Source organism: Streptomyces sp. Qhu_M48 (assembly GCF_051305195.1).
In the GTDB taxonomy this organism is placed as follows: domain Bacteria; phylum Actinomycetota; class Actinomycetes; order Streptomycetales; family Streptomycetaceae; genus Streptomyces.
Window position 1 is genome coordinate 1845776 of the sequence record NZ_CP195432.1, and the last position, 19437, is coordinate 1865212.

Here is a 19437-nt window from a genome sequence, read left to right on the forward strand (position 1 = left end):
CCGCGAGGTCCCGGCGGCCCTTTCGCGTGCCGGGGTACGGGTCAGGCCGTCCGGGCGGCGAGGGCGAGGACCCGGTGGGCACCCTCCACCACCGCCGCGTCGACGAAGCGGCCGTCCGGGAGGGCCAGGGCGCCCCGCTCGGTCCCGGCCGCCTCGACGACCTCCCGCGCCGCGTCGATCTCCTCCGGGGTGGGGAGGTAGGCCCGCTCGATGACCGGGAGCTGGCGGGGGTGGATCGCCGCCCGGCCGAGGAAGCCCATCGCCCGGCCCCGGGCGCAGCCGGCGGCCAGGGCGTCCAGGTCGCCGATGTCGGGGTGGACCGACTGGGCCGGCGGCGGGAGGGCGGCCGCGCGGGCCGCGACCACCACCCGGCCGCGCGACCAGTCGAGCGCGCTGTCCTCCCGTACCCCCAGGTCGGCGCGGAGGTCGGCCTCGCCGAGCGCGATGCCGCGCACGGCGGGATGGGCGGCGGCGATGGCGTACGCGTGCTCCACGGCGAGGGCGTTCTCCAGGAGCGGGTAGAGGGGGAGGCCGGGGGCGAGTCCGGCGATCCGGTGGATGTCGGTGGCGTGTGTCACCTTGGGTACACGGAGACCGCCGAGGCCGGGGAGGGGAGCCAGGGTGGGGATGTCGTGCGGGGTGTGGACGCGGACGTGCACCGGGACGGGGTGGGTGTCGGCGAGCAGATCGGCCGTGGCGTCGAGGGCGTACGCCTTGCGGTGCGGGGCGACCGCGTCCTCCAGGTCGACGATGACGACGTCGGCGCCGGAGGTGAGGGCCTTGGCCACGACCGCGGGCCGGTCGCCCGGGGCGTACAGCCAGGTGAGGGGTGTGCGGGGCCTGCCGGGACCGTGGGCCCCGGCCGGGTCGCTCATACGGCCCCCTGGTCGCGCAGGGCGTCGATCTCGCCGGGGGTGAGACCGAGTTCGCCGAGGACGGCGGCGGTGTCGGCGCCGTGCGGGCGGCCGGGCCAGCGGATGGCTCCCGGCGTCTCGGAGAGGCGGAAGAGGACGTTCTGCATCTTGATCGGGCCGAGTTCGGGGTCCTGCACCTCGGTGACGGTGCCGAGCGCCCGGTACTGGGGATCGTCGACGACGTCCCGGATGTCGTAGACGGGGGCGATCGCCGCCTCCGCCTTCTCGAAGGCGTCCATGACCTCGTCGCGGGTCCGGCGGCCGATCCAGGTGCCGACCGCCTCGTCCAGCTCGTCCGCGTGCGCGGCCCGGCCCGTGCCGTCGGCGAACCACGGCTCGTCGATCAGCTCCGGGCGGCCGACGAGCCGCAGGACCCGCTCCGCGATCGACTGGGCGGAGGTGGAGACGGCGACCCAGGAGCCGTCGGCGGTCCGGTAGGTGTTGCGCGGGGCGTTGTTGCGGGAGCGGTTGCCGGTCCGGGGCTGTACGTAGCCGAGCTGGTCGTACCAGAGGGGGTGGGGGCCGATGACGGAGAGCATCGGTTCGATGATCGCCATGTCGACGACCTGGCCGCGGCCGGTCGTCGTCCTCGCGGTGAGCGCGGTCATCACCGCGTACGCCGTGGCGAGGGCGGCGATCGAGTCGGCCAGGCCGAAGGGGGGCAGGGTGGGCGGGCCCTCGGGCTCGCCGGTGATGGCGGCGAAGCCGCTCATCGCCTCGGCGAGGGTGCCGAAACCGGGGCGGTGGGCGTACGGGCCGAACTGGCCGAAGCCGGTGACCCGGGTGAGCACCAGACGCGGGTTGACCGTGGAGAGCTCCTCCCAGCCCAGACCCCAGCGTTCCAGGGTGCCGGGCCGGAAGTTCTCCACGACCACGTCCGCGTCGGCGGCGAGCGCGAGGAGGGTGTCCCGGCCGCCAGGGGACGACAGATCGAGGGTGATCGTCCGCTTGTTGCGGCCGAGGACCTTCCACCAGAGACCGATGCCGTCCTTGGCGGGCCCGTGCCCGCGGGACGGGTCGGGCCTGCGGGGGTGCTCGACCTTGACGACGTCGGCGCCGAAGTCGCCGAGCATCATGGCCGCCAGCGGGCCGGCGAACAGGGTCGCCAGATCCAGCACGCGCAGACCGTGAAGGGGGGAGCGGGCGGGGGGAGAACCGGGAGCGGGTGCGGAGGGCACGGTGGCGGTGTGCGGCGTGGTCGTCATACGGCGTCGGTCTCCCTCTCGCCGAGGGAGCCGAAGGCCGCCTCGATCTCGGTGCGGAACGGCATCGACGTCGACGCGCCCTCGCGCTGGACGGAGAGCGCGGCGGCGGTCTGCGCCCAGGCGAGCGCCTCGGGGGCAGGGCGGCCCTCGGCGAGCGCGACCACCAGGGCGCCGGCGAAGGTGTCGCCGGCCCCGGTGGTGTCCACGGCCCGGACCCGGGGCGCGGGCACCGTGAGCGGATCGGCCCCCCGCACCGCGTACAGGCTGCCGGCCGCACCCAGGGTGACGACCACCTCGGGGACGTCCCGCAGCAGTGCCAGGGCCGCCTCGCGGGGGTCGGTCAGGCCGGTGAGTGCGGTGGCCTCGTGCTCGTTGGGCACCAACAGGTCGGTGACGGCGAGCAGTTCGGGGGGCAGCGGCTGGGCCGGGGAGGGGGTGAGGACGGTCCGCACGCCGAGGCGGCGGGCGGTCGCGGCGCCCTCCACGACGACGGAGAGGGGGAGTTCGAGCTGGAGGAGCAGGGCGTCGGCGGTGCCGATGAGCGCCTCGTCGCCGTGCGTGAGGGAGGTGACGGTGCCGTTCGCGCCGGGGACGACGACGATCGCGTTGCCGCCCTCGTCGTCGACGACGATGTGGGCGGTGCCGGAGGGGCCCTCGGCGGTACGGAGGAGGTCGGTGTCCACCGAGCAGTGCTCCAGGTTGGCCCGGAGCCGCTCGCCGAAGTCGTCCGCGCCGACCGCGCCGATGATCGCCACCTCGCCGCCCGCGCGGGCGGCGGCGACGGCCTGGTTGGCGCCCTTGCCGCCGGGGACCGTGCGGAAGGAGCGGCCGGTGACGGTCTCGCCGAGGGCCGGGGCCCTGGGCACGTAGGCGACGAGATCCATGTTCGTGCTGCCGAGCACGACGATGCTGGTCATGGGCGTACCGCCTCCAGGTGGGTCAGTTCGGCCAGGGTGTCGAAACCGATGCCGTCGAAGGACGGGACGGAGGTCGCGAGACGGTTCTTGAGGGGGGAGGTCCAGCGCTCCGGGAGCCGGTCCGGGTGCCCCGCGAGCAGCCCGGCGACCGAGCCGGCGGTGGCGCCGTTGGAGTCGGTGTCCCAGCCGCCGGAGACCGCGGCGCAGATGGAGCGGGTGAAGTCGCCGTCGGCGTGGGTGAGGGCGGCGGCGAGCAGGGCGGCGTTGGGGACGGCATGCACCCAGTGGTACCCGCCGAGTTCGGCGTGCAGACGGTCGACGACCGGGTCGAAGTCCGCCGTGTCGCGGGCGAGTCCGATGCCCCGGCGGACGGCCACCGCGAGGCGGGAGCGCGGCGGGATCACGGCGAGACCGGCGGCGAGCGCCTGGTGGACGTCGGCGGTGCCGGTCGCGGCGGTGGCGAGGGTGGCGGCGACGAACATGGCGCCGTACACGCCGTTCGCGGTGTGGGTGAGGGTGGCGTCCCGGTACGCCTGCGCGGCGGCGGCGGCAGGGTCGCCCGGGTGGGTCCAGCCGTGGACGTCCGCCCGGATCTGGGCGCCGATCCACTCGCGGAACGGGTTGCGGTGGACGGCGGTCAGCGGTGGCTCGACGCCGTCGAGGAGGTTGCGGTAGGCGATCCGCTCGGCCGTGAAGGTGCGGCCGGCGGGCAGCTCGTCGAGCCAGAGGCGGGCGACGTCGGCGGTGGTGAAGTCGCGGCCGTACCGCTGGAGGAGCAGCAGGTTGAGGAGGGGGTAGTTGAGGTCGTCGTCCTCGGGCATCCCGTCGATGTTCTCGGCGAGGGAGGTCGGGGCCGAGCGGCGGTTCCAGGGGTGGGCGGCGAGCAGCTCGGGCGGGACGCCCCTGGCGGTGAACCAGGTGGAGAGGGGCCAGTTGCCGGTGGCGCGGGCGAGGGCGCGGATGGCGGGGAGGGGGAGCTTCTCGACCGGTTTGCCGAGGAGACAGCCGACGGCGCGGCCCAGCCAGGCGGCGTGCAGACGGTCCCGGAGGGCGGTGTCCCTCCCAGGGCCCGGGGGGTGCGGGGCCTGGTCCGGGGCCCGCCGGGAGTCGGGCAGGGGGCCGGGACCCGGCGGCCGTGCCCTGTCCCCGGGCTCCGTCCCGGGACGCTCCCACCACCCCGCGGCGGCCTCGTCCACGGCCCGCGCGGGGGCCAGTGCGGCCAGGGCCGCCAGGAGTTCCTCCGCCAGGGGGCGGAGCTCCGGGCGGGCGACGGGGGACGCGCCGGCCGTGGGCGGGGCCGGCGGGCCGCCGGCCCGCTGCCAGCGGGCCGCGATCCCGGTCGCGTCACGGCCGTCCTCCTCCGCCTGACGGAGTTCGTGGCCCACCAGGTCCTCCGGCTGGACCCAGGTCAGGCGGAGGTTCATCGGGCCGCGCCCGTCAGGGCCGTGAACGCCGACTCGTGCGCCCGACGGCGTTCCGCGTCCCGGGCGAAGACCTCGCGGGCCACCTCGGACAGCGCCCTCGCCGGGGCGTGCAGATCCAGCCGGCTCGCCTCCGCCACCCGCTTCGCCCAGTCGGCGGGCACCGCCGACTCCCCGTGCAGCGCGCCCACGATCGCGCCCGCCATCGTGGCGATCGAGTCGCAGTCGCGGCCGTAGTTGACCGCGCCCAGGACCGTACGGCGGAAGTCGCCCTCGCCGACGAGGAGCATGCCGAGCGCGATCGGCAGCTCCTCGATCGCGTGCAGCCGGGAGGGGCGCCGGGCACCGAGGGAGGGCGCACGGTAGTCGGGGCCGACCGAGTCGAAGGGGGCCACCGCCTTGCGCAGCGGGGTGAGCGCCGACTCGAAGTCCCGGTGCCGGGCCGCCACTTCCACCACCGCCTCGATCGCCGACCGCGTGCCGTCCTTCGCCAGGGCCAGGGCCGCGTCGATCACCGAGGACGGCGTCGCGCCCGGCACGCACGCCGCCGCCACCGCCGCCGCGAACACGCCCGCCGCCTCACGGCCGTACGAGGACTGGTGCGCGCCCGTCACGTCGAGGGCCTCGGCGTACGCGGCCTCAGGGTGGGCCGCGTTGACCAGCCCGACCGGCGCCATGTACATCGCGGCCCCGCAGTTGACGATGTTGCCGCTGCCGGCCTCGCGCGGGTCCACATGGCCGTAGTGGAGCCGGGTCACGATCCACTTCTCGGCGAGGAAGATCCGCTGGAGGGGCAGCGCCTCCGCCTCCAGCTCCGGGATCCAGACCGGGGAGCCCATGAGCTCGGGGACGAGGCGGTCCGCGACCGCGTACGCGTCGAGGTGGTCGCGGACCTGCTCGTACACCCGGATCAGGGCGTGGGTCATCAAGGTGTCGTCGGTGACGTGCCCGTCGCCCTTGTGGTACGGGGCGATGGGGCGCGCGGTGCGCCACTCGCCACGGTTCCAGGGGCCGACGATCCCGGTGACCCGGCCGCCGTGGCGCTCCACGATCTGCTCGGGGGTGTAGCCCTCGACGGGGCCGCCGAGCGCGTCGCCGACGGCGGCCCCGAGGAGACTGCCGGTGATCCGGTCATCCAGAGTGGGTGTCATGTCGGAATTGTCCACCCGGAGTGGCCGGTTCCGTGGCTGCGAGCAACCCGGCGAGTTCGACCAGATCCGTCCCCGCGAGCCGGGGCAGCGCGCACCCCGCCAAGGTCCGGCACGCCTCGCGCCACGTCCCCGGCACCGAACGGCCCCCGCCCAGCGCCCCGGTGAGCGCGCCCGCGAGCGCGGGGGCGGAGTCGGCGACCCGGGAGAGACAGACGGCGGCCGGTACGGCGGCCGTCATCTCGCCCCGGGCGGCGGTGGCGAGCGCGAGCGCCACCGGGACGGTCTCGGCGGCGGCGATGCCGTAGCTGTAGACGTGGTCCACGATCTGGTGCTCCAGGAGCGGGACCAGCTCGAAGGCCGAACCGGCCGTCTGGGCCAGCTTCACCGCGTGCCGGGCGTTGCGGCCGATCTCCGTGACGGGCGGGAGTTCGGCGAGCGCCGCCTCCACGGCCTCGCCGACCGTCGCCCCGCCGAGGGCCGTGGCGACGGCCGCCGCCATCGCCCGGGCGCCGTGGACGCCGTCGCCGTCCTGGGTGTACCGGGCGTCGAACTCGGCGAGTTCGGCGGCGGCGCGGGGGTCGCCGGGGTGGACGAGGGCCAGGACGGCGGCCCGGACGCAGGCCGCGTCGTCGAAGAAGTGCGGGTTGTCGTGGCCGGTGGCGGGCGGGCGCAGGCCGGTGGCGAGGTTGCCGAGCCCCGCGCGGACGGAGATCCGCGCGCGGAGCGGGAGAACGGCGGACTCGACCTCCGGCGCGCGGTCGGCGGCCGCGGCGACCTGACCGGCGAGGGCGTTCCAGGCGAGGTCGACGGCGGCCCGGAGCCGGCGCTCCGGGGGGAGACCGGTGAAGACCGGGCCGGAGGCGGTCAGGATCGCCTCGGCGGTGAAGACCGCCCACTCGGCGTCGTCGGACGGGCCGAGGCGGAGGGGCTCGGGGGGCTGGTTGAGGGCGATGGGGACGGGGAGGGTGGTCGTCGCGTTCTGCTCGGCGAAGGTGTCGAGCTCGCGGGTGAGACGGCGGGTCCACTCGGGCATGCGGGCGGCGCGGTGGCGGGCGGCGGGCCATCCGGCGGCGTCGCCCGCGGCCAGACCCAGGAGGAGGCCTTCGACGGCGTCGCGGCCGGCCCTGCGGGTGGCCGCCCCGGGCTCGGGGACCGGGTGGGCGCCACCGCCCCACGAACCGGTGCCGCGGGTGGGGGCGGGGGGCAGAGGGGCGAGGGCCGGCGGGTCGGGGGCCGGTGCGGGTGGTGCGGGTGGTGCGGCCAGGTTCGTGTGGGCGTCGAGTGCCGGTTCGGCATCCGGCGCAGGTGGCGCCAGGTTCGTGTGGGCGTCGAGCGTGAGGTCGGGGGTCGGTGTCGGTGGTGTGAGCAGGTCGGGGTGGGCGCCGAGCGCGTGGCCGAGGGCCGGTGTCGGTGGCGCGGCCAGGTTCGTGTGGGTGCCGAGCGTGAGGTCGGGGGTCGGTGTCGGTGGTGTGAGCAGGTCGGGGTGGGCGCCGAGCGTCTGGCCGAGGGCCGGCGTCGGTGGCGCGGCCAGGTTCGTGTGGGTGCCGAGCGTCGGTTCGGCATCCGGCGCAGGTGGCGCCAGGTCCTGGTGGGCGCCGTGCAGGGGGCCGGGTCCCGGCTCGGGGGGCGGTGCCCACCCGTCCCGCCCCGCGGCTCGGGTGGGCACCGCCGTAGCGGTGTCCGCCTGCTCCGGGGTGCCCACAGCCGTCGCGGTGTCCGGCGCGTTGGTGGGGGCCTGCGTGGTCGTCGTGTCCGTGTTCACGCCGCGTCCTCCTCCGGGGTCAGGAGGTCCGCCACGTCCAGGACGTGGTAGCCGCGCATGGAGGGGAGGCAGCTGCCCGTGACCGAGGTGATGGCCGTGGCCCAGTCCTCCGGGATCGCCCTCAGGCCGCCGGCCGCGCCGGCCAGGGCGCCCGCCACCGCCGCCGTGGTGTCGGCGTCGCGGCCCATGTTGACGGCCGTCAGGACCGCCGTGCGGAAGTCCCCGCGCGCGGCGGCGAACGCGCCGAACGCCAGGCCCACCGCCTCCGGCGCCAGGTCCGTCCACGGGTAGCCGCCGATGACGACCGCCGAGCGGACCTGGCGTTCGCGGGTGAGCGGGTCCGGCTGGACGCGCTGGGCGGCGACGACCGCGCGGCGCAGCGAACGGGCCGTCCAGGAGTCCATCGGGACGACCGAGAGGGCCGCCGCGATCACCGAGGTCACGCTCGCCCCGGTCATCGCCGCCGCCACGCCCGCCGCGACCGCCTGGCCGCCGTAGATGCCCTCGCCGTCGTGGCTGACGCTGCCGTCGATGGCGACGAGGCGGGCCGCCTCCGCCGGGCGGCCGGCCGCGAAGACCCCGAAGGGCGCGGCGCGCATGGCGAGACCGTCGCTCCAGGCGTGCCGGTGCTGGGCGGAGATCGGGGCGGCGAGCCCCCGGCGGAGGTTCTCCAGGGTGCCGCGCTCGGAGAAGCCCGCCCCGCGGAACGGGCCTTCGTCGAGGTCGGCGATCCAGTGGTGCCAGGCCCGTTCCACGTGGTGGACGGTGAGGGCCGAGCCGTGCCGGGCGAGGAGCAGCGCCGAGAAGATGGCGTACTCGGTGTCGTCGGTGCCCGCCGGGCTGTCCGTCACGAATCCCTCGATGCGGCCCCAGCGGCGGCGGATCTCGGAGGGCCGCATGTTCTCGGCGGGCGCGCCGAGCGCGTCGCCGACGGCGAGGCCGAGAAGCGCCCCCCTCGCCCGTTCACGCGTGTCGCATGCCGTGGTCATCACCATTGCGCGGCCCCTTCCTGGGTGGAGGCGCACTCATGGCGCCCCGATGCCTGGATCTGTGCCACCACGGGCCGCGAACTCGCCGAAGAAACGTCTCTGTCACCCGCCTGACAGCACGCCAGAACGGGTGCACACGGCAAGGCACCCCTTAGTAAGTACGGCCTGCCTTGCTGGCACGCCCCTTACATTGCGCGTATTTTCGAGGTGTTGGGGGCGGCGGGTGCGACCCGGCCCGCCGGAACGAAGGGGAGAGCCATGTCCATCATCGAAGCTCAGGCGCCACTGCACGAGGCCCACCGCGACAACCACACGCACCGTGACGTGAACGGTGGTTGGCTCCGTCCGGCCGTCTTCGGCGCCATGGACGGACTCGTCTCCAACCTCGCCCTGATGACCGGTGTCGCCGGTGGCGCGGTCTCCACGCAGACCGTCGTCATCACCGGCCTCGCCGGCCTCGCGGCCGGTGCCTTCTCGATGGCCGCCGGCGAATACACCTCCGTCGCCTCGCAGCGCGAGCTCGTCCAGGCGGAACTGGACGTCGAGCGACGCCAGTTGCGCAAGCACCCGATCGACGAGATGGAGGAGCTCGCCGCGCTCTACGTCTCCCGTGGCGTCGAGCCCGTGCTCGCCCGCGAGGTCGCGATGCAGCTGTCGAAGGACCCCGAGCAGGCGCTGGAGATCCACGCCCGCGAGGAGCTCGGCATCGACCCGGACGACCTGCCGTCGCCGACGGTGGCCGCGGTCTCGTCCTTCGGCTCGTTCGCGCTCGGCGCGCTCCTGCCCGTGCTGCCGTTCCTGCTCGGGGCGACCGCGCTCTGGCCGGCGGTGCTGCTCGCGCTCCTCGGCCTCTTCGCCTGCGGTGCGCTCGTGGCCCGGGTGACCGCCCGGGGCTGGCTCTTCAGCGGGCTGCGTCAGCTGGTGCTCGGTGGAGCCGCCGCCGCCGTCACGTACGGGCTCGGCATGCTCCTCGGGGCCGCGCTGTAACCCCGTACCCCTGCCGCCGGAACCGACCGCCCGGCACCCCCTACCCGCGCCGACGGGCCCCCGATCCGGGGGCCCGTCGGTCTCGCGTACGGCGAGCGGCGTCCATTTCGGGACCAAAGCCGCGGAACCGCTGTGACGTATCTCCCTGGCCCGATCCGCCGCGGCGATGAGACACTATGCGGGACGCCACATACATAGCCGGTTACTCGGCGGTTTCGAACCTGTGACCAACGGGAATGAGGCAGGAGCGTCACTGGGCAACGAAGCCCACTCGGTCGACGGAGCGCCGGCGACCCGGAGCTCCTCCGGACCACCCCGATCCGTCCCCGCGGGACAGACCTCTGACCCCGCACCCCACAGGTGAACCCACACCACCGCTCCGTATCGGTGATGTCCGCATGTTGGAATGCGCTATCCACTTCGCGAGAAGCCAGCCATCATGTAACCTGCACGAAATTTCGCGGAGGGCCAACGTCGTCCCTCGGCAGACGCTCCCCCAGACGTGGTCTGGGAGATGCCCCCAGCCACGACGACGACGGGAGAGCCGATGCGTTCCGACGCCTGGTCGCCCATGGACGGTCGCCCTGCTCAGCAGGGGATGTACGACCCCCGTAACGAACACGACGCCTGCGGTGTCGGGTTCGTGGCCACCCTCACCGGTGTAGCCAGCCACGCGCTGGTCGAGCAGGCGCTGACCGTACTGCGCAACCTCGAGCACCGCGGCGCCACCGGCTCCGAGCCCGACTCCGGTGACGGCGCCGGCATCCTTTTCCAGGTCCCCGACGCCTTCCTCCGCGAGGTCGTCGGATTCGAGCTCCCCGAGGCGGGCGCGTACGCCGTCGGCATCGCCTTCCTCCCCGAGGACGGCACCGACGAGACCGTCGCGAAGATCGAGACGATCGCCGCCGAAGAGGGCCTGAACGTCCTCGGCTGGCGCGAGGTCCCCGTCGCCCCCGAGCTGCTCGGCGCCTCCGCCCGCGCCACCATGCCGGTCTTCCGCCAGCTCTTCGTGGCTGGGGGCACCTCCCGGACGGAGTCCGGGGGAGGCGAGATCGTGGGCATCGCGCTCGACCGCAAGGCCTTCGTCCTGCGCAAGCGCGCCGAGCGCGAGGCCGGGACCTACTTCCCGTCGCTCTCCGCCCGCACCATCGTCTACAAGGGCATGCTGACCACCGGCCAGCTGGAGCCCTTCTTCCCGGACCTGTCGGACCGCCGCTGCGCCACCGCCGTGGCCCTGGTCCACTCCCGGTTCTCCACCAACACCTTCCCGAGCTGGCCGCTGGCCCACCCGTACCGCTTCGTCGCCCACAACGGTGAGATCAACACCGTCAAGGGCAACCGGAACTGGATGACCGCCCGCGAGGCCCAGCTCGACTCCCAGGTCTTCGGCGAGGGCTCGCTGGACCGGATCTTCCCGATCTGCACCCCGGACGCCTCCGACTCGGCCTCCTTCGACGAGGTCCTGGAGCTGCTCCACCTCGGCGGCCGCTCGCTGCCGCACGCGGTCCTCATGATGGTCCCGGAGGCGTGGGAGAACCACGAGACCATGGACCCCGCCCGCCGCGCCTTCTACCAGTACCACTCCACGATGATGGAGCCCTGGGACGGCCCGGCCTGCGTCACCTTCACCGACGGCGTCCAGGTCGGCGCGGTCCTCGACCGCAACGGTCTGCGCCCCGGCCGCTACTGGGTCACCGACGACGGCCTCGTCGTCCTCTCCTCCGAGGTCGGCGTCCTCGACATCGACCCCGCCAAGGTCGTCCGCAAGGGCCGCCTCCAGCCCGGCAAGATGTTCCTCGTCGACACCGCCGAGCACCGCATCGTCGAGGACGACGAGATCAAGGCCGCCCTCGCCGCCGAGAACCCCTACGCGGAGTGGCTGGAGACCGGCGAGATCGAGCTCTCCGACCTCCCCGAGCGCGAGCACATCGTGCACACCCACGCCTCGGTCACCCGCCGCCAGCAGACCTTCGGCTACACCGAGGAAGAGCTCCGCGTCATCCTCGCCCCGATGGCCCGCACCGCCGGCGAGCCCCTCGGCTCCATGGGCACGGACTCGCCGATCGCCGCCCTGTCCGCCCGCCCGCGGCTGCTCTTCGACTACTTCACCCAGCTCTTCGCGCAGGTCACCAACCCGCCGCTCGACGCCATCCGCGAAGAGCTCGTGACCTCGCTGCGCTCCTCGCTGGGCCCCCAGGGCAACCTGCTCGAACCGACCCCCGGGGCATGTCGCAGCGTCACGCTGCCCTTCCCGGTGATCGACAACGACGAGCTGGCCAAGCTCATCCACATCAACGCCGACGGCGACATGCCCGGCATGAAGGCCGCCACCCTCTCCGGCCTCTACCGCGTCTCCGGCGGCGGCGAGGCCCTCGCCGCCCGCATCGACGCGATCTGCGCCGAGGCCGACACCGCCATCGAGGGCGGCGCCCGCCTCATCGTGCTCTCCGACCGGCACTCCGACGCCGAGCACGCGCCGATCCCCTCGCTGCTGCTCACCGCGGCCGTCCACCACCACCTCATCCGCACCAAGCAGCGCACCAAGGTGGGTCTGCTCGTCGAGGCCGGTGACGTCCGCGAGGTCCACCACGTCGCCCTGCTCATCGGCTACGGCGCCGCGGCGGTCAACCCGTACCTCGCCATGGAGTCCGTCGAGGACCTGGTCCGGGCCGGCACCTTCATAGAGGGCCTGGAGCCCGAGCAGGCCATCCGGAACCTGATCTACGCCCTCGGCAAGGGCGTCCTCAAGGTCATGTCCAAGATGGGCATCTCCACCGTCGCCTCCTACCGCGGCGCCCAGGTCTTCGAGGCCGTCGGCCTCGACGAGACCTTCGTCGCCACGTACTTCAACGGCACGGCCACCAAGATCGGCGGCGCGGGACTCGACGTCGTCGCCAAGGAGGTCGCCGCCCGCCACGCCAAGGCGTACCCCGTCTCCGGCGTCCCCTCGGCGCACCGCCTCCTGGACATCGGCGGCGAGTACCAGTGGCGCCGCGAGGGCGAGCCGCACCTGTTCGACCCGGAGACCGTCTTCCGGCTGCAGCACGCCACGCGCAACAAGCGGTACGACATCTTCAAGCAGTACACGGACCGGGTGAACGAGCAGTCCGAGCGCCTCATGACGCTCCGCGGCCTCTTCGGCTTCACCTCCGACCGCCCCGCGATCCCGATCGACGAGGTCGAGCCGGTCGCCGAGATCGTCAAGCGCTTCTCCACCGGCGCCATGTCGTACGGCTCCATCTCCAGCGAGGCGCACGAGACCCTCGCCGTCGCCATGAACCAGCTGGGCGCCAAGTCCAACACGGGTGAGGGCGGCGAGGACCCCGACCGCCTCTACGACCCGGCCCGCCGCTCCGCCATCAAGCAGGTCGCCTCCGGCCGCTTCGGCGTCACCAGCGAGTACCTGGTCAACGCGGACGACATCCAGATCAAGATGGCGCAGGGCGCCAAGCCCGGCGAGGGCGGCCAGCTGCCCGGCCACAAGGTCTACCCGTGGGTCGCCAAGACGCGTCACTCGACGCCCGGCGTCGGCCTCATCTCGCCGCCGCCGCACCACGACATCTACTCCATCGAAGACCTCGCCCAGCTGATCCACGACCTCAAGAACGCCAACCCGGTCGCCCGCATCCACGTGAAGCTGGTCTCCGAGGTCGGCGTCGGCACGGTCGCCGCCGGTGTCTCCAAGGCCCACGCGGACGTCGTCCTCATCTCCGGCCACGACGGCGGAACGGGCGCCTCGCCGCTCACCTCGCTGAAGCACGCCGGCGGACCCTGGGAGCTCGGCCTCGCCGAGACCCAGCAGACGCTGCTGCTCAACGGATTGCGCGACCGGATCGTCGTCCAGACCGACGGCCAGCTCAAGACCGGCCGCGACGTCGTCATCGCCGCGCTGCTCGGCGCCGAGGAGTTCGGTTTCGCGACCGCGCCGCTCGTCGTCTCCGGCTGCGTCATGATGCGCGTCTGCCACCTGGACACCTGCCCGGTCGGCATCGCCACCCAGAACCCGGTCCTGCGCGACCGCTTCTCCGGCAAGCCCGAGTTCGTCGTCAACTTCTTCGAGTTCATCGCCGAGGAGGTCCGGGAGATCCTCGCGGAGCTGGGCTTCCGCACCATCGAAGAGGCCGTCGGCCACGCCGAGCTGCTCGACACCAGCCGCGCCGTCACCCACTGGAAGGCGCAGGGTCTCGACCTGGAGCCGCTCTTCTACGTGCCGGAGCTGCCCGAGGGCGCGGTCCGCCACGCCCTGATCGAGCAGGACCACGGCCTGGAGAAGGCCCTCGACAACGAGCTGATCCAGCTCGCCGCCGAGGCCCTGAACGCCCCCTCCGCCGAGGAGGCCCAGCCGGTCCGCGCCCAGGTCGCCATCCGCAACATCAACCGCACGGTCGGCACCATGCTCGGCCACCAGGTGACGAAGAGGTTCGGCGGCGCCGGCCTCCCGGCCGACACCATCGACATCACCTTCACCGGCTCCGCCGGCCAGTCCTTCGGCGCCTTCCTGCCGAGCGGTGTCACCCTCCGCCTGGAGGGCGACGCCAACGACTACGTCGGCAAGGGCCTCTCCGGCGGCCGTGTGATCGTCCGCCCCGACCGGGGCGCCGACCACCTCGCCGAGTACTCGACCATCGCGGGCAACACCATCGGGTACGGCGCGACCGGCGGCGAACTGTTCCTCCGCGGCCGCACCGGCGAGCGCTTCTGCGTCCGCAACTCCGGCGCGCTGGTCGTCTCCGAAGGCGTGGGCGACCACGGCTGCGAGTACATGACCGGCGGTACGGCGGTCGTCCTCGGCGAGACCGGACGCAACTTCGCGGCCGGCATGTCCGGCGGCGTCGCCTACGTCGTCGACCTCGACCGGGACAACGTCAACTCCGGCAACCTGGGGGCGGTCGAAGCCCTGTCGGACACCGACAAGGCCTGGCTGCACGACGTCGTGCGCCGCCACCACGAGGAGACCGGCTCCACGGTCGCCGAGAAGCTCCTCGCCGACTGGACCGCCAACGCGGACCGGTTCAGCAAGATCATCCCCACCACGTACAAGGCAGTGCTCGCCGCCAAGGACGCCGCTGAGCTCGCCGGTCTCTCCGAGACCGAGACCACCGAGAAGATGATGGAGGCGGCGACCCATGGCTGACCCCAAGGGCTTCCTGACCACCGGGCGCGAAGTCGCCGAGACCCGGCCGGTGGGAGAGCGCGTCAGGGACTGGAACGAGGTCTACGTTCCCGGCTCCCTGCTGCCGATCATCAGCAAGCAGGCCGGCCGCTGCATGGACTGCGGCATCCCGTTCTGCCACAACGGCTGTCCCCTCGGGAACCTGATCCCCGAGTGGAACGACTACGCCTACCGCGAGGACTGGTCGGCGGCGCAGGAGCGCCTGCACGCCACCAACAACTTCCCGGAGTTCACCGGCCGCCTCTGCCCGGCGCCGTGCGAGTCCGCGTGCGTGCTCGGCATCAACCAGCCTGCCGTCACCATCAAGAACGTCGAAGTCTCCATCATCGACAAGGCCTGGGACGGAGGCGACGTCAAGCCGCAGGCGCCCGAGCGCCTCTCCGGCAAGACCGTCGCCGTCATCGGCTCCGGTCCGGCCGGACTCGCCGCCGCCCAGCAGCTGACCCGGGCCGGCCACACCGTCGCCGTCTTCGAGCGCGCGGACCGCATCGGTGGTCTCCTCCGGTACGGCATCCCCGAGTTCAAGATGGAGAAGCGGCACATCAACCGCCGCATCGAGCAGATGCGCGCGGAGGGCACCAAGTTCCGCACGGGCGTGGAGATCGGCCGCGACATCACGGCCACCGACCTGCGCAAGCGGTATGACGCCGTCGTCATCGCCGCCGGTGCCACCACCGCCCGCGACCTGCCCGCCCCGGGCCGCGAGCTGGCCGGCATCCACCAGGCGATGGAGTACCTGCCGCTCGCCAACAAGGTCGTCGAAGGCGACTTCGTGACCCCGCCGATCACCGCCGAGGGCAAGCACGTCGTCGTCATCGGCGGCGGCGACACCGGCGCCGACTGCGTCGGCACCGCCCACCGCCAGGGCGCCGCCTCGGTCACCCAGCTGGAGATCATGCCGCGACCGGGCGAGGACCGGAACGCGAGCCAGCCCTGGCCGACCTTCCCCATGCTGTACAAGGTCACCTCCGCGCACGAGGAGGGCGGCGAGCGGGTCTACTCCGTCTCCACCACCCACTTCGAGGGCGACGAGGACGGCAACGTCCAGTTCCTCCACCTCGTCGAGGTCGAGTTCGTCGAGGGCAAGCTGACCCAGAAGCCGGGCACGGAGCGCAGGATCCCCGCCCAGCTGGTCACGCTCGCGATGGGCTTCACCGGCACCGACGTGGAGAACGGTCTCGTCGGCCAGTTTGGTCTGGACCTCGACGCGCGGGGTAACATCGCCCGAGACGCGGACTTCGCCACCAACGTCGATGGCGTGTACGTCGCCGGAGACGCCGGCCGTGGCCAGTCGCTCATCGTCTGGGCCATCGCCGAAGGCCGCTCCGCGGCCCGCGGCGTGGACCGCTTCCTGACCGGAGCCAGCTCCCTGCCGGCCCCGATCCGCCCGACGGACCGTTCCCTGATGGTCTGACCGGCCCCCCAGAACGTCCCGTACAACGACGTGCGGAACTGAGCGCGGCGCCCCCCGAATGTCCCCGACCGGACGACTGGGTGGGCGCCGCGGTGCGTCCCGGCGCGGGGGCAGGGCATCGTCCGCCCGTGACCCCCGCTCGGAGGCGGGCCGGGCCGTGGGCGCGGGAAATCGTTGGCCAGGGCCGCTGCCGACCGAGATCATGCCCGGATGAGTTCTCTTGTGCGACACGTGACCATCGACTGCGCCGACGCCTACGCGCTGGCCACCTTCTGGGCGAAGGCCCTCGACTCCAAGCTGGCCGACGACGACTTTCCCGGTGACCCGGAGGCGCTCGTCGCGGCTCCCGGTGTCGACCTCCTCTTCGTCCGGGTCGCCGATGTGAAGTCGGTGAAGAACCGCGTCCACCTCGACCTCCAGCCGCAGGACCGCACCCGTGACGAGGAGGTCGAGCGGCTGCTCGGCCTCGGCGCCACCCTGTTCGACGACCGCCGCAACCCGGACGGCTCCGGCTGGGCGACCCTGCGGGACCCGGAGGGCAACGAGTTCTGCGTCGAGCGCAGCAAGGCGGAGCGCGCCGCCACGGCCTGACGGCGGCCGCCTCCCGCCCGCTCCGAGCGCCCCTCGCGCCGGCCCGGGAACGGGCGGGAACGGACGGAGCAATCCGGACAGTGGATGTCGGGTATCCGGTGTTTCCTGGACGCATGGGAGACACCGGAACCGCCTGGTCGGCCTTCGAGGCCGCCGAACCCGAGTTCGCCGCGACCGTCCGCGAGCGCTTCGGGCAGCACACCCACCACGCCCTCGCCACCGTGCGGAGGGACGGCTCGCCCCGCCTCAGCGGCATCGAGGCGGGCTTCCGCTTCGGCGAGCTGTGGCTCGGCATGATGCCGAACTCCCGCAAGGCCCTCGACCTGCGCCGCGACCCCCGGCTCGCGCTCCTCGCCAACCCGGGCCCCGGCACCGACATGGGCGGCGGCGACGTCCGCGTCTCCGGACGGGCGGTCGAGATCACCGACCCCGAGACCGTGGCCCGTTACGTGGCGGCGGTGGGCGAGCCCCAGCCGTTCCACCTCTTCCGGGTGGAGCCGACCGAGGTCGTCCGGACCTGGGTGGACGGCGACGACCTCGTCGTCCGCACCTGGTCTCCCGGCCGCCCGGCCCGGACCCTCCGGCGCGGCAACGACGACAGCCCACCGTGCCAGGAGTCATGAGCGCGCCCCGGGGCTCACGCGTACGCGCCGAGGACATCCGCCCGGCAGATGGCCGGGTCGCCCCAGGCGTCCCGCAGGGGGCGCGCCTTGCGCAGCCACAGGGAGAGGTCCAGCTCCTGCGTGTAGCCGACCGCGCCGTGGATCTGGAGCGCGGTGCGGGCCGCCGCGTATCCCGCCTCGCCGGTCGTCACCTTGGCCGCCGCGAGGTCCCCGTCCGCCAGCGTCACCGCCGCCCCGAAGAGCAGCGGCCTCGCGAACTCCAGGGCGAGCAGCGTGTCGGCCAGCCGGTGCTTGACCGCCTGGAACGCGCCGATCGGGGTGCCGAACTGGGTGCGCTGCCGGGCGTACCCGACCGTCCGGTCGAGCAGCGCGAGGCCCACGCCCAGTGACTGCGCCGCCGTCGCCAGCCGTGCCCAGCGCAGGGCCTCCCCGGCCGCGGCGGCCACGGCCGGGCCCTCGGCGAGCAGCTCCCCGCCGGGCGCGGGGCGCGCGAGCCGCCGCGCGGGGTCCGCGGACACCCGGACCGGTCCGTGGCCGGGCGCCCGCCACAGCTCCCCGCCCCGTACGACGAGCACGGCGTCGGCCCGATCGGCGTCGAGGGCGTACGGGCCGCCACGTCGGCCCGGAGGACGCTCCCGGTCCGCTCCGGAAGCCGACCCCGCCGGGAAGGCCGTCACCGGACGGTCCCGGTCCGCTCCGGAAGCCCGCCCCGCCGGGAAGGCCGTCCCGGTCTCCGCCCCCGCGTCCGCCATCGCCAGCGTCGCCGTCCGTTCGCCCGAGGCCAGGCCCGGCAGCAGGCGTTTCGCCGGGCCCGGTTCGCCGAGCCGCGCCAGCTCGCCCAGGAGCGCCGCCGTCGCCACCGTCTCCACCACAGGACCCGGAACCACGTGCCGGCCCAGCTCCACGAAGGCGTGGGCGAGTTCCACGGGGAGCGGTCCGAGCCCCTCGTACGCCTCCGGTACCGCGAGCGCGAACACGCCCGCCTCCGCCAACCGCGCCCACAGCGCCCGCCCCGGCCCGGGGTCGCCGCCCGCCCAGGCCCGGGCCGCGGCCGCAGTGTCCGAGGCGGTCAGCATCGCGTCCAGGGAGCGGGCGAAGGCCCGCTGTTCCCCGGTCGGCAGGAAGCTCATCAGCGGCGCCCCTTCGGGAGGCCGAGCAGCCGCTCGGCGATGATGTCGCGCTGGATCTCGTTCGTGCCCGCGTAGAGGGGGCCCGCGAGCGCGAAGACGTACCCCTCGGCCCAGGCGCCGTCCGCCCACTCGCCCGCCGGGCCCAGGAGGTCGAGCGCCGTCTCGTGCAGCGCCAGGTCGTACTCCGACCAGAAGACCTTGTTGAGACTGGACTCGGCCCCCGACGGCGCCCCCGCCGCGAGCCGTGCCGCCGCGCCCGCCGTGAACAGCTGGTACGCCCGCGCCCCGATCACCGCGTCCGCCACCCGGTCCCGCAGCGCCGGACCGGCCGGGGCGTCCCCGGCGCGCCAGAGCCGGACGAGCCGGTCGGCGGCGGCGAGGAAGCGGCCGGGGGAGCGGAGCATCAGACCGCGCTCGTTGCCGGTGGTGGACATCGCGATGCGCCAGCCCTGGCCGGGCTCCCCGATGACGTCCTCGTCGGGGACGAACACCTCGTCGAGGAAGAGCTCCGCGAAGGCCGGCTTCCCGTCGAGCCGGCCGATGGGACGGACCGTCACCCCCGGCGCCCGCAGGTCGAACATGAGATAGGTGAGGCCCCGGTGGGGCCGGTCCGCGTCCGGGTCGCTGCGGAAGATGCCGAAGGCCCGGTCGGCGAAGGCGGCCCGGGAGGACCAGGTCTTCTGCCCGGAGAGCAGCCAGCCGCCGTCCGTACGGACCGCGCGGGAGGTGAGGGACGCCAGGTCGGAGCCCGCCTCGGGCTCCGACCACGCCTGCGCCCAGATCGTCCCGCCGGTCGCCATCGACGGCAGCACCCGGGCCCGCTGCTCCTCCGTGCCGTGGTCGAAGAGAGTGGGGGCGAGGAGCTGGACGCCGTTCTGCGAGACCCGGCCGGGCGCCCCCGCCGCCCAGTACTCCTCCTCGAAGACCAGCCACCGGGCGAGGTCGACGCCCCGGCCGCCGTACTCCTCGGGCCAGGAGACCACCGACCACCGGGCGGCGGCCAGTTCGGCCTCCCAGGCGCGGTGGGCGGCGAAGCCCTCCGCCGTTTCGAGGGAGGGCGGGGGCGTGGTGGGGACGTGCGCCCGCAGCCACTCCCGGGCCTCCGCCCGGAAGGCCTCCTCGGCCCGTGTGTACGAGAGATCCATCGGTCACCCCGCCCT

14 protein-coding genes are annotated in these 19437 nt (G+C 74.0%); 5 read left to right on the forward strand and 9 right to left on the reverse strand.

What is annotated here, in order from left to right:
• Positions 1-41: 41 nt before the first annotated feature.
• The 7 genes from ACRRSS_RS08645 to ACRRSS_RS08675 all read right to left on the reverse strand — a co-directional run bounded on the left by ACRRSS_RS08645 (position 42) and on the right by ACRRSS_RS08675 (position 8365).
• Entirely contained in the window at positions 42-875 is an 834-nt protein-coding gene (locus ACRRSS_RS08645) for an HpcH/HpaI aldolase/citrate lyase family protein (RefSeq protein ID WP_435970635.1), read from the reverse strand.
• Positions 872-2119, reverse strand: a complete 1248-nt coding sequence (locus tag ACRRSS_RS08650) for a CaiB/BaiF CoA transferase family protein (protein WP_435970636.1) — start codon at positions 2117-2119, stop codon at positions 872-874. Before ACRRSS_RS08650 ends, ACRRSS_RS08645 begins: the two co-directional genes overlap by 4 nt.
• Complete coding sequence (gene rbsK, locus ACRRSS_RS08655; RefSeq protein WP_435970637.1) at positions 2116-3036, reverse strand: ribokinase; 921 nt, start codon at positions 3034-3036, stop codon at positions 2116-2118. The genes ACRRSS_RS08650 and rbsK overlap by 4 nt, the downstream gene beginning before the upstream one ends.
• On the reverse strand, positions 3033-4460 hold the full coding sequence (locus ACRRSS_RS08660; protein ID WP_435970638.1) for an ADP-ribosylglycohydrolase family protein: 1428 nt from the start codon (positions 4458-4460) through the stop codon (positions 3033-3035). Before ACRRSS_RS08660 ends, rbsK begins: the two co-directional genes overlap by 4 nt.
• Positions 4457-5608, reverse strand: a complete 1152-nt coding sequence (locus ACRRSS_RS08665; protein WP_435970639.1) for an ADP-ribosylglycohydrolase family protein — start codon at positions 5606-5608, stop codon at positions 4457-4459. The genes ACRRSS_RS08660 and ACRRSS_RS08665 overlap by 4 nt, the downstream gene beginning before the upstream one ends.
• Positions 5589-6872 (reverse strand): ADP-ribosylglycohydrolase family protein, encoded by a 1284-nt coding sequence (locus ACRRSS_RS08670; protein WP_435975280.1) that lies wholly within the window; start codon positions 6870-6872, stop codon positions 5589-5591. Before ACRRSS_RS08670 ends, ACRRSS_RS08665 begins: the two co-directional genes overlap by 20 nt.
• 494 nt (positions 6873-7366) lie before the next feature.
• Positions 7367-8365, reverse strand: coding sequence for an ADP-ribosylglycohydrolase family protein (locus ACRRSS_RS08675; protein WP_435970640.1), 999 nt, complete (start codon positions 8363-8365; stop codon positions 7367-7369).
• A 252-nt stretch (positions 8366-8617) separates the two neighbouring features.
• On the opposite strand from ACRRSS_RS08675, the gene ACRRSS_RS08680 reads away from it, so the two are divergent.
• The 5 genes from ACRRSS_RS08680 (at position 8618) to ACRRSS_RS08700 (ending at position 17147) form a co-directional block, all read left to right on the forward strand.
• On the forward strand, positions 8618-9346 hold the full coding sequence (locus tag ACRRSS_RS08680; RefSeq protein ID WP_435970641.1) for a VIT1/CCC1 transporter family protein: 729 nt from the start codon (positions 8618-8620) through the stop codon (positions 9344-9346).
• Positions 9347-9893: 547 nt separating this feature from the next.
• Entirely contained in the window at positions 9894-14480 is a 4587-nt protein-coding gene (gene gltB, locus ACRRSS_RS08685) for a glutamate synthase large subunit (protein ID WP_435970642.1), read from the forward strand.
• Entirely contained in the window at positions 14473-15933 is a 1461-nt protein-coding gene (locus ACRRSS_RS08690; protein WP_435970643.1) for a glutamate synthase subunit beta, read from the forward strand. Before gltB ends, ACRRSS_RS08690 begins: the two co-directional genes overlap by 8 nt.
• Positions 15934-16143: 210 nt before the next feature.
• Entirely contained in the window at positions 16144-16524 is a 381-nt protein-coding gene (locus tag ACRRSS_RS08695) for a VOC family protein (protein ID WP_435970644.1), read from the forward strand.
• 113 nt (positions 16525-16637) lie between these two features.
• A complete protein-coding gene (locus tag ACRRSS_RS08700) occupies positions 16638-17147 on the forward strand; it encodes a pyridoxamine 5'-phosphate oxidase family protein (protein ID WP_435970645.1) in 510 nt (169 codons plus the stop codon).
• Positions 17148-17161: 14 nt separating this feature from the next.
• On the opposite strand, the gene ACRRSS_RS08705 is transcribed toward ACRRSS_RS08700, so the two are convergent.
• Entirely contained in the window at positions 17162-18277 is a 1116-nt protein-coding gene (locus ACRRSS_RS08705; RefSeq protein WP_435970646.1) for an acyl-CoA dehydrogenase family protein, read from the reverse strand.
• The gene (locus ACRRSS_RS08710; RefSeq protein WP_435970647.1) at positions 18277-19422 is read right to left on the reverse strand and encodes an acyl-CoA dehydrogenase family protein; all 1146 of its coding nucleotides are present in this window, start codon (positions 19420-19422) and stop codon (positions 18277-18279) included. The genes ACRRSS_RS08705 and ACRRSS_RS08710 overlap by 1 nt, the downstream gene beginning before the upstream one ends.
• Positions 19423-19437: the final 15 nt, after the last annotated feature.

What these genes read in the sequence shown, in the direction of transcription:
- ACRRSS_RS08645 (WP_435970635.1), bottom strand. Translation starts at nt 875, where the DNA reads ATGAGCGACCCGGCCGGGGCCCACGGTCCCGGCAGGCCCCGCACACCC.
- ACRRSS_RS08650 (WP_435970636.1), bottom strand. Translation starts at nt 2,119, where the DNA reads ATGACGACCACGCCGCACACCGCCACCGTGCCCTCCGCACCCGCTCCC.
- rbsK (WP_435970637.1), bottom strand. Translation starts at nt 3,036, where the DNA reads ATGACCAGCATCGTCGTGCTCGGCAGCACGAACATGGATCTCGTCGCC.
- ACRRSS_RS08660 (WP_435970638.1), bottom strand. Translation starts at nt 4,460, where the DNA reads ATGAACCTCCGCCTGACCTGGGTCCAGCCGGAGGACCTGGTGGGCCAC.
- ACRRSS_RS08665 (WP_435970639.1), bottom strand. Translation starts at nt 5,608, where the DNA reads ATGACACCCACTCTGGATGACCGGATCACCGGCAGTCTCCTCGGGGCC.
- ACRRSS_RS08675 (WP_435970640.1), bottom strand. Translation starts at nt 8,365, where the DNA reads ATGGTGATGACCACGGCATGCGACACGCGTGAACGGGCGAGGGGGGCG.
- ACRRSS_RS08680 (WP_435970641.1), top strand. Translation starts at nt 8,618, where the DNA reads ATGTCCATCATCGAAGCTCAGGCGCCACTGCACGAGGCCCACCGCGAC.
- gltB (WP_435970642.1), top strand. Translation starts at nt 9,894, where the DNA reads ATGCGTTCCGACGCCTGGTCGCCCATGGACGGTCGCCCTGCTCAGCAG.
- ACRRSS_RS08690 (WP_435970643.1), top strand. Translation starts at nt 14,473, where the DNA reads ATGGCTGACCCCAAGGGCTTCCTGACCACCGGGCGCGAAGTCGCCGAG.
- ACRRSS_RS08695 (WP_435970644.1), top strand. Translation starts at nt 16,144, where the DNA reads ATGAGTTCTCTTGTGCGACACGTGACCATCGACTGCGCCGACGCCTAC.
- ACRRSS_RS08700 (WP_435970645.1), top strand. Translation starts at nt 16,638, where the DNA reads ATGGGAGACACCGGAACCGCCTGGTCGGCCTTCGAGGCCGCCGAACCC.
- ACRRSS_RS08705 (WP_435970646.1), bottom strand. Translation starts at nt 18,277, where the DNA reads ATGAGCTTCCTGCCGACCGGGGAACAGCGGGCCTTCGCCCGCTCCCTG.
- ACRRSS_RS08710 (WP_435970647.1), bottom strand. Translation starts at nt 19,422, where the DNA reads ATGGATCTCTCGTACACACGGGCCGAGGAGGCCTTCCGGGCGGAGGCC.